The sequence below is a fragment of the Bacillus sp. 2205SS5-2 genome (assembly GCF_037024155.1).
Taxonomy (GTDB): Bacteria; Bacillota; Bacilli; order Bacillales; family Bacillaceae_K; genus Bacillus_CI.
Genome location: NZ_JAYKTS010000016.1, coordinates 14778 through 28995 on the forward strand (window position 1 = coordinate 14778; position 14218 = coordinate 28995).

The 14218-nt window shown below is 37.6% G+C and carries 14 protein-coding genes; 6 read left to right on the forward strand and 8 right to left on the reverse strand.

What is annotated here, in order from left to right:
• The first annotated feature begins 7 nt into the window (after window positions 1–7).
• Complete coding sequence (locus tag U8D43_RS11830) at window positions 8–907, forward strand: protein-ADP-ribose hydrolase (protein ID WP_335871387.1); 900 nt, start codon at window positions 8–10, stop codon at window positions 905–907.
• Between the two features lie 304 nt (window positions 908–1211).
• Here U8D43_RS11830 and U8D43_RS11835 read toward each other — a convergent pair whose 3' ends face one another.
• Window positions 1212–1448, reverse strand: coding sequence for a hypothetical protein (locus tag U8D43_RS11835; RefSeq protein ID WP_335871388.1), 237 nt, complete (start codon window positions 1446–1448; stop codon window positions 1212–1214).
• A 210-nt stretch (window positions 1449–1658) separates the two neighbouring features.
• On the opposite strand from U8D43_RS11835, the gene U8D43_RS11840 reads away from it, so the two are divergent.
• Window positions 1659–4790 carry an efflux RND transporter permease subunit gene (locus tag U8D43_RS11840; protein WP_335871389.1) on the forward strand — a complete coding sequence of 1044 codons (3132 nt, stop codon included), beginning with the start codon at window positions 1659–1661 and terminating at the stop codon, window positions 4788–4790.
• Between the two features lie 272 nt (window positions 4791–5062).
• Here the strand turns inward: U8D43_RS11840 and U8D43_RS11845 are convergent, their stop codons facing one another.
• The 5 genes from U8D43_RS11845 to U8D43_RS11865 all read right to left on the reverse strand — a co-directional run bounded on the left by U8D43_RS11845 (window position 5063) and on the right by U8D43_RS11865 (window position 9167).
• Complete coding sequence (locus U8D43_RS11845) at window positions 5063–5971, reverse strand: DMT family transporter (protein WP_335871390.1); 909 nt, start codon at window positions 5969–5971, stop codon at window positions 5063–5065.
• 335 nt (window positions 5972–6306) lie between these two features.
• A complete protein-coding gene (locus U8D43_RS11850) occupies window positions 6307–7014 on the reverse strand; it encodes an Rv2686c family ABC transporter permease subunit (protein ID WP_335871391.1) in 708 nt (235 codons plus the stop codon).
• A 319-nt stretch (window positions 7015–7333) separates the two neighbouring features.
• Entirely contained in the window at window positions 7334–7708 is a 375-nt protein-coding gene (locus tag U8D43_RS11855) for a hypothetical protein (protein WP_335871392.1), read from the reverse strand.
• On the reverse strand, window positions 7705–8559 hold the full coding sequence (locus U8D43_RS11860; RefSeq protein WP_335871393.1) for an ABC transporter ATP-binding protein: 855 nt from the start codon (window positions 8557–8559) through the stop codon (window positions 7705–7707). Before U8D43_RS11860 ends, U8D43_RS11855 begins: the two co-directional genes overlap by 4 nt.
• Before the next feature lie 2 nt (window positions 8560–8561).
• Window positions 8562–9167, reverse strand: coding sequence for a TetR/AcrR family transcriptional regulator (locus U8D43_RS11865; protein WP_335871394.1), 606 nt, complete (start codon window positions 9165–9167; stop codon window positions 8562–8564).
• Between the two features lie 307 nt (window positions 9168–9474).
• Here U8D43_RS11865 and U8D43_RS11870 point away from each other — a divergent pair, with 307 nt between their 5' ends.
• Complete coding sequence (locus U8D43_RS11870) at window positions 9475–10011, forward strand: outer spore coat protein CotE (protein WP_335871395.1); 537 nt, start codon at window positions 9475–9477, stop codon at window positions 10009–10011.
• A gap of 296 nt (window positions 10012–10307) precedes the next feature.
• A complete protein-coding gene (locus U8D43_RS11875) occupies window positions 10308–10679 on the forward strand; it encodes a VOC family protein (protein ID WP_335871396.1) in 372 nt (123 codons plus the stop codon).
• Window positions 10680–11086: 407 nt separating this feature from the next.
• Here the strand turns inward: U8D43_RS11875 and U8D43_RS11880 are convergent, their stop codons facing one another.
• Window positions 11087–11278 carry a hypothetical protein gene (locus tag U8D43_RS11880; protein WP_335871397.1) on the reverse strand — a complete coding sequence of 64 codons (192 nt, stop codon included), beginning with the start codon at window positions 11276–11278 and terminating at the stop codon, window positions 11087–11089.
• Window positions 11279–11591: 313 nt separating this feature from the next.
• Window positions 11592–11774 carry a hypothetical protein gene (locus U8D43_RS11885; RefSeq protein WP_335871398.1) on the reverse strand — a complete coding sequence of 61 codons (183 nt, stop codon included), beginning with the start codon at window positions 11772–11774 and terminating at the stop codon, window positions 11592–11594.
• 378 nt (window positions 11775–12152) lie between these two features.
• Here U8D43_RS11885 and U8D43_RS11890 point away from each other — a divergent pair, with 378 nt between their 5' ends.
• Both U8D43_RS11890 and U8D43_RS11895 read left to right on the forward strand, forming a co-directional pair.
• On the forward strand, window positions 12153–13268 hold the full coding sequence (locus U8D43_RS11890; RefSeq protein WP_335871399.1) for an IS4 family transposase: 1116 nt from the start codon (window positions 12153–12155) through the stop codon (window positions 13266–13268).
• 265 nt (window positions 13269–13533) lie between these two features.
• The coding region (locus U8D43_RS11895; protein ID WP_335871400.1) for an IS4 family transposase at window positions 13534–14218 on the forward strand (685 nt) is incomplete at its 3' end.

Consider the following 14218-nt stretch of genomic DNA (forward strand, 5'->3'; position numbering starts at 1 on the left):
TATTTGAATGCCTCTATTACCTTTGAAAGACTATTCTTCATTGATAAATTTAAATGGAAATTATATTCCGCATAAAATTATACACCCAATTTCTGAAAACCTTGTTGATGATTTAATTGATGATTTATTGCGAGAACCTGATGCTCCAAGCAATGTAGAAATCCCTAGTGATTATAATTCTAAACGCAATTTAATAAGAGCTTTATTAAATATTAGAACACCCAAACCGCTAAACCTTCAATTTCTTGAAAAGATAGATACTCTGTTGCAAATTGAGTTAAAAGAAAAAGGCATCGTTGAAGTGGAAGGACTGGAATCCGTTGCAACAACATTACCTGATAGCCCTTTTTCCCAATCAGATAAGTTTATTTTGTGGCAAGGGGATATAACAAGGTTAAACGCTGATGCTATTGTAAACGCCGCTAATAAACAAATGTTAGGGTGCTATCAGCCATTACACGCTTGTATAGATAATGCCATTCATTCCGCTGCTGGTCCACAACTAAGAAATGATTGTGAAATTATTATGTCCGAACAGGAAGGTTTAGAGGATACCGGAAATGCAAAAATCACAAGGGCTTATAGTTTACCATCCCGTTATGTATTGCATTCAGTCGGACCCAATGTTCCAAAAAAAATGACATTAACAAGCCAACAAAGGGATGAATTAGCATCTTGTTATATTTCTTGTTTAGAATTAGCAAATGAAATCGAGGATATTAAAACCGTGGCTTTCTGTGCAATTTCAACAGGAGTGTTTGGTTTCCCTAAAACAGAAGCTGCACATATAGCTGTTAATACAGTGAATAAATGGCTATCTGAACATCCAAATCATTTTGAAAGAATCATATTCAATGTGTTCAGTAATGGGGATTATGATGAATATTTAAATGTTTTTGCTCGATGAACATAAACTAAAATAAATCATTTCGCGACTTCTCTAACAAGAGAAGTTATTAATTGCAGTTAATTAAAAAGACGTGAACAAATGCCTTCTGCTTTCACGCCTTTTTATTCACTGTAAACCTCTTTGCAGATTTTTTTGATTATACATTGTCGTTTGCCTTTTAGTCGGTATAATATCCGTTTTCTTCTTGCATATTTTTCATTGAGAATCTTTGGGATCCCACCTCGCTTTTTTCTTGCATATAAAAGCTTTATGGTTCGCCAGAGGGAGTTAGTCTTTCACCCGGACAATCTTTTTTGTAGAATTAATAATCAGGTCCAACGCTTTCTACATTTCCGTTATGAGTTAACCGTTCAAGCTCAATAGTAATCGACCAATTTGAAAGAGGAGTAGTATAACAACCAAGTGCTATCCCTTTATTTGATTCAACTGGATGAGGATTACCATAAATAGACTTGTCTCCATTTTGATACTGATTCCGTTCAAAAACAGACGAAAAGATGCCTAGAAACAAAGCAAATTCTGGTGCGAAATGAAACAAACATTACTAAAAAAGCCCAAAATTAAATTATTGTGACCTAACATTGTTACAGCTACTAACTATTTGTTTGACACACTACATCCTTTAGTATTCTTCTAATAATTGATATCCTCCTTAAGCAAAAATTTCTCCCCTTTTGTTATTCGTTCATATTCAGTTCATATTCAACCACTATGCTATATGAACAGATATGAAAGGGGTAATAAAGCCATGAATTGGATGACAAGATTTAGTTTAAAAAATACTATAGCTGTCATAATCTTAACGATTTTGGTTGTCAGCAGCGGTTTATTAGCGAGTAATAAAATAAAAGTAGAAACGTTTCCGGATGTGACATTTCCTGTAATGACGGTGCAAACGGTCTTTCCAAACGCATCAACAGAAGAAGTGGAAGAAAAGGTTACGAAGCCAGTGGAAGAGGCATTATTAAGTTTGCCTGACTATGAATCCATTACAAGCATCTCAAGAGATAATCTTTCTCTTATAACAATTACGTATCCTTTTGGTCAGGATATTGATGAAGCACAGGCTGATATTCAACAGGTAATCAGTGATCAGTCCTTGCCAAACGAAGTCCAGTCAACAATTCAAGCGATTTCATCTGATTCTATGCCAATCTTTCAAGCGGCACTAGCGTCGGATGATTTAACAAGTTTACAAGAGAATGTTCAGACGAATATCGTTCCTTCAATTGAGAACTTAGAAGGCGTATCAAGTGTAAAACTGACTGGCAAAGTGGAGGATAAAATAGCGATAGTAGTCGATGAAGAAAAAGCAACAGCACATGGAATAACGTTGTCGGCGATTCGAGAGGCTCTTCAACAAGCTGAGTATAAGTTGCCGTTTGGGAGCTTGAATGATGAGGGTACGTCCATACCAGTTGAAATGAGAGGAACGCTTGGGGATTTGGAAGCCATTGAAAATATTTCGATCCCGTTGTCACAGCAAGCGCCTATTCCATCGATTGAAACTGAGCGATCAGGAGAGCTTCCAATTTCGCAAAATGAAACGGAAAGTACCACGGGTTTGCAAATTACTACTAATCAAAATCAGCCAAGTCAAAAGAGTGTCCTGCTTTCAGAGGTTGCTGAGGTGAACTATGCATCTTCTCGAACAGAGATCTCACGTTTCAACGGGGAAGATAGTATTTTACTTGAAGTAATCAAAGAGCAGGAAGCCAATACGGCGGACGTAGCAAATGAAGTGAAATCGTATTTAGAGAAAGTTGTGAATGAAAAAGAATATGATCTTTATATCGTAGTAGATCAAGGGGAAGAGGTTGAAAAATCGATTTCTGCTCTATTGAAAGAGGGGGGATTTGGTGCATTATTCACTGTCTTCGTCATTCTTCTATTTTTGCGAAATATTCGAGCGACGTTAATCGCAATTATTTCCTTGCCAATTTCCATTCTAGGTTCTATTGCCCTTCTTGAACAATTCGGGTATACCTTGAACATCATGACACTAGGAGGAATGGCGATTGCCGTAGGACGAATTGTGGATGATAGTATTGTCGTGATTGAAAACATCTATCGCTGGAAGCAACTGTATCCGGAAATGAATCAGAAAGAATTAGTGTACAAAGCTACAAGTGAAGTGATGGGTGCTATTGCATCGTCTACTCTTGCCACCCTAATTGTGTTTTTACCTTTAGGATTGGTAAGTGGAATATTAGGGGAATTCTTCCGTCCGTTCAGTCTTGCTGTCGTGTTCTCGGTTACGATCTCTCTCCTTGTTGCTATCATTCTAATACCCGTACTCGGAAAGCAGTTTTTCAAAAAAGTGAATCATCAGTCGAAAGAATCAAGATTGATGAGAAGATATGAAAGCTTGTTACGGGGGACGTTAAAACGAAAATGGATGGTATTTATCCTTTCTTTTTTATTGTTAATCGGATCGTTCTCACTAATACCTGCTCTAGGAATGTCCTTTTTACCATCCGAAGGGAGCGATTCCTTTGAAATAGAAGTGACGTTACCGCCAGATACCTCATTGGAAGAAACGAATGAATTGGTTCAAAAAGTCGAGAATGAACTCACTAATGAAGATAACATCGATTATTATCAGGTGTCGATTGGATTCTCAAGTCAACGACAATTACCTGGTGTCGTAGCATCTACCAATGAGAATATTGCTCGATTTTTTATAAAATTAAAAGATTATGCCTCTCTTGATGAAAGCATGATAGAGGTTGAGAAGCAAATATTAACCTTATCACAAGCTGAATTTTCGGGAGCTACAGCAAAAGCAACCGAAATTCAACCGGAGGGTCCTCCTGCAGGGAATTCAATCGAGGTCAACCTATATAGTGATAATACCAAGAGTTTGTACGCAGCCTCAAAACAAGTAAGTCATTTACTGGAGCAAGACGAAGATTTGAAAAACATTCGTAACGACTTAGAGGATACGAACATCAAGTATCAGTTAGAGCTAACAGATTATGGAAAAGAGCTGAAGGTGAATCCACTTCAGCTAATGCAACCCATTCAAGAGCGTCTCCATGGGATTGATGGTGGAAACTTATCGTTAAAGGGAGAAGAATGGGATCTAGAGCTTTCATTTGACCAAACCTTCACTTCTAAAGAAGAACTTGAAACCTTTTCCGTACAAACAATGGCGGGGACGAAGAAACTAGAAGAAATTGTTGATATTCAAGAAGTACAAGTGCCTTCATCAATCAAACACCAGGAAGGAGAGAATGCTAGTACTGTTTCGGCTACAATCAAGGGAAGTGATACATCGGTCGTCTCATCTGCGGTGGAGGAAGATTTGAACTCATTAAGTTTGCCAGAAGACGTACAACTAGAAGTAACCGGCGGGATGGAAATGATTTCAGAAGGTTTTGCTGATTTAGGCTTAGCGATGGGGGCGGCCGTAGGATTAGTTTTCTTAGTATTAAGTGTTACCTTTGGCGGGATTATCACTCCGATAGTTATTCTGTCTTCCCTTATTTTTATTCCGATTGGATCGCTTGCAGGTTTACTGATTACCGGACAAACGTTATCGATGAGTGCCATGATTGGTATGTTGATGTTGATTGGAATCGTAGTGACCAATGCTGTGGTATTGTTAGACCGCGTGGAGACCAATCGAAAACAAGGTATTGTTTTAACTGAAGCCATTATTGAGGCATCGGTCACGAGATTACGTCCGATCTTAATGACTGCACTAGCGACGATTTTTGCCCTTATCCCTTTGTCGTTAACGAATTCGGCTTCAGGATTAATTTCAAAAGGATTGGCGATTACAGTAATTGGTGGATTGACAACCTCCACTCTGCTTACATTGATCTTCGTGCCGGTTTTATACCACACAGTAGGAAAATTCAGAAAATTTGATTGAATTCATACATCAATCAAATTCTCCATTTTGAAGTGACGGTGCAAAGAAACCTATCTGATTAATGGACGATATACGGCTACGAATAGGAACATTCTTTGCGAAAATAGCCCGAAAAAACACACCCTTCAGCAAGCCCAAATGAAGTGGTGTGTTTTTTTGCTGTTATGTTATTTAAGATGTTCATTTGATTTACATTTGTACCAATGGATTAAACGTCCTGAAATCCTTCGCCAGCCGGTGGTACCGATTAAATAAAATCGAAAAAATGTAGCCTATTTATTAAAACTCTTAAACCCTTTCTTAGATGAAAGTGGGAGGAATGTAAAGATGACAGCGATGACAATCAAACTTCCACCAATAAAAAAAGAGGACGAAAGGCTTTCCTTTAGAAGTAACCAACCAAATAAGGATCCAACAAGTGGCTGAAAGAAAAGGAAAAGAGAGCCAGTACTGGCTTCCATAGACTCCATTCCCTTATTCCAAAGAAAGAATGCAACGGCTGTGGACACCACGCCTAAATAAAGTATACCTAGCAGTAGTTTTACATCCAATATCAAAGAATCACTATAAGTCATTTCCCAAATCATAAACGGAGTAGTCAGTGGAATGGCTACTAAAACCGCGTTAGTTGTAAGGAATAAGCTTGACATCGTCTTTGTTGCGATCCTCGCCAACACCGAGAGTAAAGCCCAGGTAATGGCTGCCCCGACAAGGATCAGGCTGCCCCAAAAGAATTCACTCATTTCGCTTTCCCAACCAATCACAATCATAACTCCTATTGTCGCAATGACAAGTGCTGTGAGCTTTTGGATGGTTAGTTTTTCTTTCAGTATGAAGGCGGCAAATAAGAGTGTAAATGTTGGGGCCGTCGAAGTTATGATCGCTCCGGTATGAGCATCCGCTAATTTTGTCCCGATAAATTGAAAGGCAATGGAAATAAAATAACCAATAAAGCCGACTGCTATCAGCAATATCCATCCCTTCTTGCTGCTAAGAGTCGAAGGAGGTTGTTTTTGTCTCTTTAAAATGAAAAACAAACAAGTAAAGGCAATTACATAGCGTAACCACATTAAGGTAAATGGAGGAATATAAGCTAAAACGTATTTGCTAACCACATACATCCCACCCCAGATGCTGGCTGCTAATGACAAAGAGGCAATGCCCCATAATTTTTGATTCATGTTTTTTCCTCCGTCCAATAGTAGATTTCGTTATTGGGAACGAAGGAGTTGATGGTCTCCTTCGTTATGAAGGAACAACAGGTTGATCATTTTCAAACAGAATGATATGCATGTAATTTTACCTCCTCTAAGGATTTGGGTGTATTCACAATCCTTGTTGCTTTTCGAATCAGTCTGTAAACGTTGATATAGCTCTGTTTTGGGGAATTTTCTCTTTTGTATTTGATGGGAATCACCAGCAAGAAGGAGGACTCCATTTTACATTAGCCTAAAAAATAATGTATCCGAAAGAATCCTATGAATAAGAATATCGTAGCAGAAATATTCTGATTTTTCTATTCATTTTTTTTATTGAACCCATTGAGAAAAAGCACGATCCATATTATGTGAATGATCAGACTGATTAGAAAATCCCATGGATTCCCCTCGATAAACACAGTTGGAGGCCAATAAGTTGGGAAAAGTGCGAAAAACTGTGTCCATTTCCCTTCAAAAAGCAACGATGGAAGCGAAGCGAATAATAAGAGATTCATCATTTTAGATACAGCTAGTCCTTCGACTTTGCTAGCTGAAAGGGTAGCCATTCCTAATGTAAATAAAACAGATTGGAGAGCTAACAAAACAGCGGTCATCAAGGCTGATGGCCATGAAAATGAAACGAATGATTGAATTTTCAATACAATTAATGTAAGTAGAAGCGTTAAGATCATGGGGCTCATAATTCGGTAAAGCAGGTAACCTCTTTTTTGCAAAGGTGTAACTGCGTAAAACAGTAATAAGTTTTCATCACGTTCTTCTAATAACATAAAGCCCATAATGGTTCCCATCATGAGTGGCGTCATGAGTAGTAGCAGAGCTAGAATATAAAGATAATAAGGCGATAAATCCCATGAAAACTGAGTAAACAACCATTCTTGGAGATAGGGTAGCCCTGTGGAGGCACTTATGGCTGTAATGATAGGGACGAAAATAGCAATGAGCAAAATCGGGTCTCTTAAGATGTTTTTGCTATCTTTTAGACTAAGAGCGATTACTTCTTTCATCATATGCCACCTACCTTCAATACAATTTGTTTGTAAAAGCTTTTATACGTTAAGGAATAGGCAAAGACTATCCATAAGAGCAGGAGGAGAATGCAAGTTATATAACCTTCTAACGTGTGAATGCTTCCGTTCATCAACTGAAGAGCAGCATCACTGGGCAGTAGTCTAAGAATTGGTGCTTCCCATAGCTCTAGATAAGTAAGGACGGGCAAAATGAATATTGGGACGTATAAAGGGGAAGAAAATAAAAATCCATTCACGCTTTTGGAATAGACGGCTAGCTGGATACCTAACAGAGTAAAAAATAATGAGAGCAAGATCACTCCGATTGAAAAAGAAAAAAATGGGAGGTGGTTGGAGAAATCATGCTAAAAATAAGAATACTTGATACATAGGCTAAGAGCGTTAAGGAAAGTAATTTAGACCATAGATAATGATGCACGGAGACGGTCGAGATAAATATGCTATTTAATATTCCCTGTCCCTTTTCTAATAAGAGTGTGCCGCCAATAAAGAAAAAACCTAGCAAGGAAGGGTCGGTAAAAATAATTAATATGGCAAACATTTTTTCCGAAGGTAGGGGAAGCAGAAAAAGAAATGTTAGGTAGAAAATCGTGACTAATCCATAAGCATAATAAAATCCGTGACGAAACTGAAACTTCACATCCATCAAGAACAATGAGCGTAATTTCATAGTAGAGACTTTCCTGTGAGGTGAATGAAAACTTCCTCCAAGGACGCTTCTTTCGTGTGCATCGTCAAAATCGTTTTATTAGTTAAAATGTCCATGAATGACGAATCTGCCTTTAGAGTTTGTAAGTGAAAACTTTGCTGTTGAATGCAATCGTTTCCTTCATATCGAACGGTGACTTTTTTGTCTCCATACATCAACTTTAGATGTAACGGAGTATCAATCACGGAAACACGTCCGTCTACAATAAACGCCACGCGGTCACAAAGCTGCTCAGCTATATGCATATCATGTGTGGTAATGACGATCGTGGTTCCTTTTTGTTGTTCCTCTTGAATGAGTTTTTTCATTAATTGAGCATTCACAGGATCAAGTCCCGATGTTGGTTCGTCTAAAAAAAGCAGCTGCGGTGAATTCATTAGCGCACGACAAAAATTTAGGCGCATTTTCATTCCTTTCGAATAACGAGAAAACAATGTATCAGCATCTCTTTCAAGATTGACTTTTTGGAGTAATTCCACAGGATCCCGCATTGGTCCAGTATATAATTTTGAAAAGAAAACGAGGTTTTCTAATCCAGAAAATTTTTGATAAAAATTAGGGAATTCAAATGCGACCCCAATGGTGTTATTGTAAGCCGGTACTTGCTGTTTCATTTCTATGTTTTGGATTTTAACGGAACCAATGTATTGTTTTAAAATCCCAATTAGTATTTTTTGTAACGTACTTTTTCCTGCCCCAGAGGGACCAAGAAACCCTAAAATTTCGCCTTTTCGCTGCGAAAAGCTAATTTCTTCTAATACATATTTGTTCTGCTTCGGATAACGAAAACGTAGGTTCTCAACGGAAATCATCCTTACTCTCCTTTCCTTAGTAGCTCATTTGCGATACTTTTGGCTAAAAAATTCATCGTTTGTAGAAAATATTGCTCTCCAATTTCTTTTTTATGTTGAAGCAGTAAAACAAAAGCTCGTAAGGCTCCCGTAATCACTTCTATTGAATAGTTTGTCAGAACATTCTCCTTTTGCCATCTGTTGATTAAAGGCGCTAACAGAGATTCGTCTTTTTGAAAATGATCCCTCAGCAATTCAGGAGATACTTTTCTCATGATCTGTTGAAGCGTTTGTTCTTCAAATACCGTCAATAGCACAGGGCTATTTTCTATTAGAGTCAGTGATTTTAATAGGAGGTTTGTTAAATCCTGGACCGAAAATTCTGGGGAGTCGAGATCGTCTTGAAGGATGTTCTTAATTTTGTCTTCTTCAACTTGTATCACATGGAAAAAAAGCTCTTCCTTAGAAGAAAAAAACAAATAAAATGTTCCTTGTGAGATTCCAACTTTTTTGGTGATTTGGGAAATACTCGTTTTTTGCAGTCCGTAGATAGAGAAAAGCTCGGTACTTTTTTCGATTAATTGATGTCTGATTAGTTTTTTTTCATGAGTACTAAAGCCTTTAACCATAAGAGTTCTCCTTTATTAATTGAATATATGAATAATTATATTTTATATTCATGCAGAAATCAAGTCAAATCCGGTGGAGTATTTTTATAATAATTCATAAAAGCAATTTCATTTTAATATCTTAGTTACAAGGAATCATTGATTTTTCCTTTTGAATTTTTCAAAGAAAGTAATTGGGAACATTCACTCCTTAGGCGCATAGAATGAACTATCTCGAAACATTTTAGACGACTATCCAAACTTCATCGCACAAACGTCTAGGATGTCGCATAAGATGAATTGAAAATGAATGAGGAGGTTCGCTCGAATGGCAGAATTCAGAGAGATAATCACAAAAGCGGTCGTAGCGAAGGGACGAAAATTCACACAGTCTCATCATACGATTAGCCCACCGCACCATCCATCGAGCATTTTAGGTTGCTGGATCATCAATCACGAGTATGAAGCACGCAAAGTAGGTAAAAAAGTAGAAGTTTGCGGGTCATATGATATTAACGTGTGGTATTCCTATAATGACAACTCGAAAACAGCCGTTGTGACCGAAACGGTTGAATACACTGATGTTATTAAGCTTAAGTACCGCGATCCAGATTGCCTAGATGACAAAGAAGTGGTCGCAACTGTTCTTCAACAGCCAAATTGTGTGGAAGCGGTCATCTCACCGAATGGAAATAAAATTATTGTTCACGTGGAAAGAGAATTTCTTGTTGAAGTTATCGGAGAAACAAAAATTTGCGTACATGTAAATCCAGATGAATGCAAAGATGACGATTGGGATTATGAAGTTGAAGATGAAGACTTCGAAGAACTGGACCCAGACTTCTTATTAGATGTAGAAGAGTAGGGCTAGGAAGAAAAACCTTCCTAGTTTTTTTCTATTTATTTGACTCTTTTCGTAAACTTATTCGTTCCTGTCACTAAGAAAAAAAGGCAGAAAGGTTTTTCGTGTGAATTCCTAGTTTTCATCTAGAACTGAAAAATTTCTCGTTGGAAAAGTACGCGAAATTGTACCAGTAAAGAATCTCCCTTCTATCCGAAAAGCAACAATCTTTGCGAAAAAGCCATTTATTGATTATCATTTTGGGGGAATCTATGAGGTGATAATGTATAATAGTGGAATGGTGGATTGGAGGTAGGAAAATGAGTAATTGGATTAGAGGGATTGATCATATTCAATTGGCTGCCCCAAAGGGGTGTGAGGATGAAGCTAGGCGATTTTATGGTGAATTATTAGGGATGGAAGAAGTTCCTAAACCTGAAAATTTACGGGCAAGGGGAGGCTGTTGGTTTCAGTGTGGTAGGCAAGAAATACATATTGGTATCCAGGATTCTTTTTTGCCAGCCAAGAAGGCGCATCCTGGTTTGGTCGTCACCAATCTAGCCGACTTTATGAAACATCTACTTAATCAAGATGTAGATGTGAAGGAAGGGGAACCCATTCAAGGACGTATGCGTATGTTTGTTGATGATCCTTGGGGAAACCGTCTCGAGTTTCTTGAGTACAATGAGTAAGTAAGGCTTGGTGTGGTGAAATTTGTCTTACTTATTATCCCGCAAGTGTTGGAAAAATGACAATTGGGCAAGTGTTAGAAAAAAGAACAGATTTCAAACTAATTCTTAATCCTATGACGATAGAATTACTAGCACCATATTTTGATTTTAGTCCAGAAATGTAGAAATTGAGCACATGATTTCGTGAATAAATCGTTCAATCTTATGTGAAAACGGACAACTACGGAATGATTTTCACTTATGTTTGTGCATTCGATCATCATGTAAAGTAACAATATAGTTTTTTAATATGGCTCTTTTCGTATACATTGTGGCTATTTCATCATATTTTTGATTAAACCTTCCATTTCACGGTTGTTTTCCCTCAAAAATAGACGGATCTAGCTGCAGTGGCTTGCGGCTCGGGGTCAAATGAATAACCCTCCAGCGATGCAGGCATCACCTCCAAGTTCTTCATTTGCCTGACGCCGCAGGGCAGCCACTTCCGCATTTCGTGATCCAGCTGCAGTGGCTAGGGACTCAGGTCGAATGTCAGCCCACTGCGTGAATCGGTATTCACTACGTGTTCTGCCAGATGCCTGCCGTCCCTGGGCAGCCACTTCTGCATTTCGTAAATGATGCTCGAAACAAAGCTATATCATAGATGATCAACTGATTCGAAAAGCCACAAACTTTGCGAAACAGCCTTTAATATTAAAACCAAAGCAAGCATAACCCCGTTCTAAATTTAGGACGGGGTTACTTGTGGGTACAAAGTGCAAAAACGCAGATCAAATCACAAGGTAAATCACATAATATCCGTTTAATGATTCAAAGTATAATTCACATTAAAAGGCTTAGAGGAGAATCTCTTCTAAGCCTATTTCTTTATATTCCTTATTCAATTAAATCCCCCTTTAACGGAAGAAAGCATCAAAATTCATTAAGGAGTATTCCAAAAAAATGTAGATACAACAAATGGAATAATAAGAGAAAAGAATATGATAGTTCCATTACCAAATAAGGCAATTTTTCTATACCTTCCTCGTTCAGCGAATAAAGCAATAACCAATCCAACAACAGAGCAAAAGAAACAAGACTTAGATTTTTCTTCATTTAATTACCCCCTTTCTGTGTTTGACGAGTGCCAAACAATTAAAGTTTCGAATTTTTCTGTTAACCTGCCTTTTAACTGAATAAAGAGTTTATCTGCTTCATAACTATATTTTAACATTTTTTTCCTTCTTCCTTCGTTATTCGTAAATAAAACCCAACGCAAATCACTCCTGATTTCACAACTCTCCAATAATTATTTCTCCCCTTGTGAATTGGTCTGTGAATTCATATGTAATTTCACTAGTGTTGCATTAATTTAATCTAACTATTAAAAATACTCAATATGTTCAATTTTATTATTTTTGGCAAAGAAAAAGTCCTTTATAATAGATAAGGTAGGTGGTAACCCGTCCAAATCCACTAAAAAAGGACAATCTCATGGACAAGATTACACCAAAAACTTCATTTGGACAATGGTTTTCACCCATAAACATTCCATTATTTGAAGAAAACGTGAAAACGATGAAATTAGATCATTATACGAAGAAACTTACGACGGACTCATTTTTAAAATTACTGCTCTTTTCGCAGCTACACGAAACAGAAAGTCTACATGCGCTGAGCGAGTGCCTTTTTGATGACGATCTTCAAATGGGCACAAACCTAGATTCAATCAGTGTTTCACAGTTGTCACGACGACTTAACACGATCAATCCAGATATCTTTCAACAGCTATTTCTAGACTTAGTTGTTCAAATTCAGAAGAAAACGAGCCATGTCAACCATGCCATGCCTTTAAAAATCATTGATTCAAGTACATTACCTCTCAATTTAACGAATCACAAATGGGCTGAATTCCGAAAAACCAAAGCGGGTGTTAAGCTACATTTACGCCTTGCGTTTATGGAAAAAGGAGTATCCTACCCTGAAAACGCGGTTATCACCAATGCGAAAGAACATGATCGAAATCAGCTCGAAGTCATGGTAGACGATAAAGAATGCATGTACGTCTTTGATCGTGGCTACTTGGATTACGAACGTTTTGATCGCATGACAGATGAAGGCTACTTCTTCCTCACACGATTACGTAAAAACGCGGTGATTCGTGTCCTTGAAGATTTCAGACTCCCAGACAATTCCGATGTCCATTCAGATCAAATGGTTTTAATTGGCACGACACAAAATCGGGCTGAAAATGTTTTTCGCCTAATAAAAGTGAACGATTCAAAAGGGAATGAGCTGCACCTTATCACAAACCGTTTCGACTTAAGTGCCGAAGAAATCTCTGATATGTACGAATCACGGTGGGCGATAGAGCTATTTTTCAAGTGGATCAAACAACATTTGAACATCAAAAAGTTCTACGGCCAAAGTGAATGGGCGATTCATAATCAAGTATTCATCGCACTTATCGTGTATTGTTTGCATGTGCTCGCGCAACTTGAAACGAAAAGTAAGCGTAAAACCCTCCAAATTAGCCGGTTATTAAAGGCAGCCCTTTGGAAGCCGTCACGCATCTGGATTCGGAAAATAGAAGGGAAAGCTGTGTCTTAATATAAAAACTGTCATTGTCGCTAAAGTCTAATTGTAAATAAAATCCAAATGGATGGAACCACCTCTGTTGGAGTGTTTCCTTTTTTTGCTTTAGCCGGCAAGGATAAATAAATTGAATTTTTAGCACTAGTGTTGCATTAATTTAATTTCACTATTAAAAATACTCAAAATATTCAATAATTTTATTTTAAGCAAAGAAAAAGTCCTTTATAATAGATAAGTCAGGTGGTAACCCGTTCAAATCCACTAATAAAGGACCAATCTCATGGACAAGATTACACCAAAAACTTCATTTGAACAATGGTTTTCTCCGATAAATCTTTCATTATTTGAAGAAAACGTGAAAACCTTAAAATTAGATTTCTATACGAAAAAATTGACAACCGAGTCATTCCTTAAATTACTGCTTTTTTCGCAGCTGCATGAAGTCGAAAGTCTCCATGCATTAAGTGATTGTCTGTTCGATGATCAGCTTCAAAAAGGTATCGACCTCGATTCGATTAGTATTTCTCAGCTATCACGGCGACTAAACGGGTTAAATCCAGATCTATTTCAAAGACTTTTCCTTGATTTAGTCTCCCAAATTCATGTGAAAACGCACTATACAAAACTCGTCATGCCATTAAAAATTATCGACTCAAGCACATTGCCACTTAATTTAACCAATCATAGATGGGCAAAATTCCGTAAAACAAAGGCTGGTGTAAAGTTGCATCTACGCCTTGTGTTTATGGAAAAAGGGACTTCCTATCCTGAAAAAGCCATCATGACAACGGCAAAAGAACATGATCGTGGTCAACTCGAAATCATGGTAGATGACAGAGAATGCATGTATGTGTTTGACCGTGGATACCTAGATTACGAGCGTTTTGATCGCATGACAGATGAAGGATTTTTCTTCCTTTCTAGGTTAAGGAAAAACGCTGTTATACGGGATGTATATGATTTTA

Coding starts and splice junctions, on each gene's coding strand:
- U8D43_RS11830 (WP_335871387.1), top strand. CDS start 8: ATGCCTCTATTACCTTTGAAAGACTATTCTTCATTGATAAATTTAAAT.
- U8D43_RS11840 (WP_335871389.1), top strand. CDS start 1,659: ATGAATTGGATGACAAGATTTAGTTTAAAAAATACTATAGCTGTCATA.
- U8D43_RS11845 (WP_335871390.1), bottom strand. CDS start 5,971: ATGAATCAAAAATTATGGGGCATTGCCTCTTTGTCATTAGCAGCCAGC.
- U8D43_RS11850 (WP_335871391.1), bottom strand. CDS start 7,014: ATGAAAGAAGTAATCGCTCTTAGTCTAAAAGATAGCAAAAACATCTTA.
- U8D43_RS11855 (WP_335871392.1), bottom strand. CDS start 7,708: ATGAAATTACGCTCATTGTTCTTGATGGATGTGAAGTTTCAGTTTCGT.
- U8D43_RS11860 (WP_335871393.1), bottom strand. CDS start 8,559: ATGATTTCCGTTGAGAACCTACGTTTTCGTTATCCGAAGCAGAACAAA.
- U8D43_RS11865 (WP_335871394.1), bottom strand. CDS start 9,167: ATGGTTAAAGGCTTTAGTACTCATGAAAAAAAACTAATCAGACATCAA.
- U8D43_RS11870 (WP_335871395.1), top strand. CDS start 9,475: ATGGCAGAATTCAGAGAGATAATCACAAAAGCGGTCGTAGCGAAGGGA.
- U8D43_RS11875 (WP_335871396.1), top strand. CDS start 10,308: ATGAGTAATTGGATTAGAGGGATTGATCATATTCAATTGGCTGCCCCA.
- U8D43_RS11885 (WP_335871398.1), bottom strand. CDS start 11,774: ATGAAGAAAAATCTAAGTCTTGTTTCTTTTGCTCTGTTGTTGGATTGG.
- U8D43_RS11890 (WP_335871399.1), top strand. CDS start 12,153: ATGGACAAGATTACACCAAAAACTTCATTTGGACAATGGTTTTCACCC.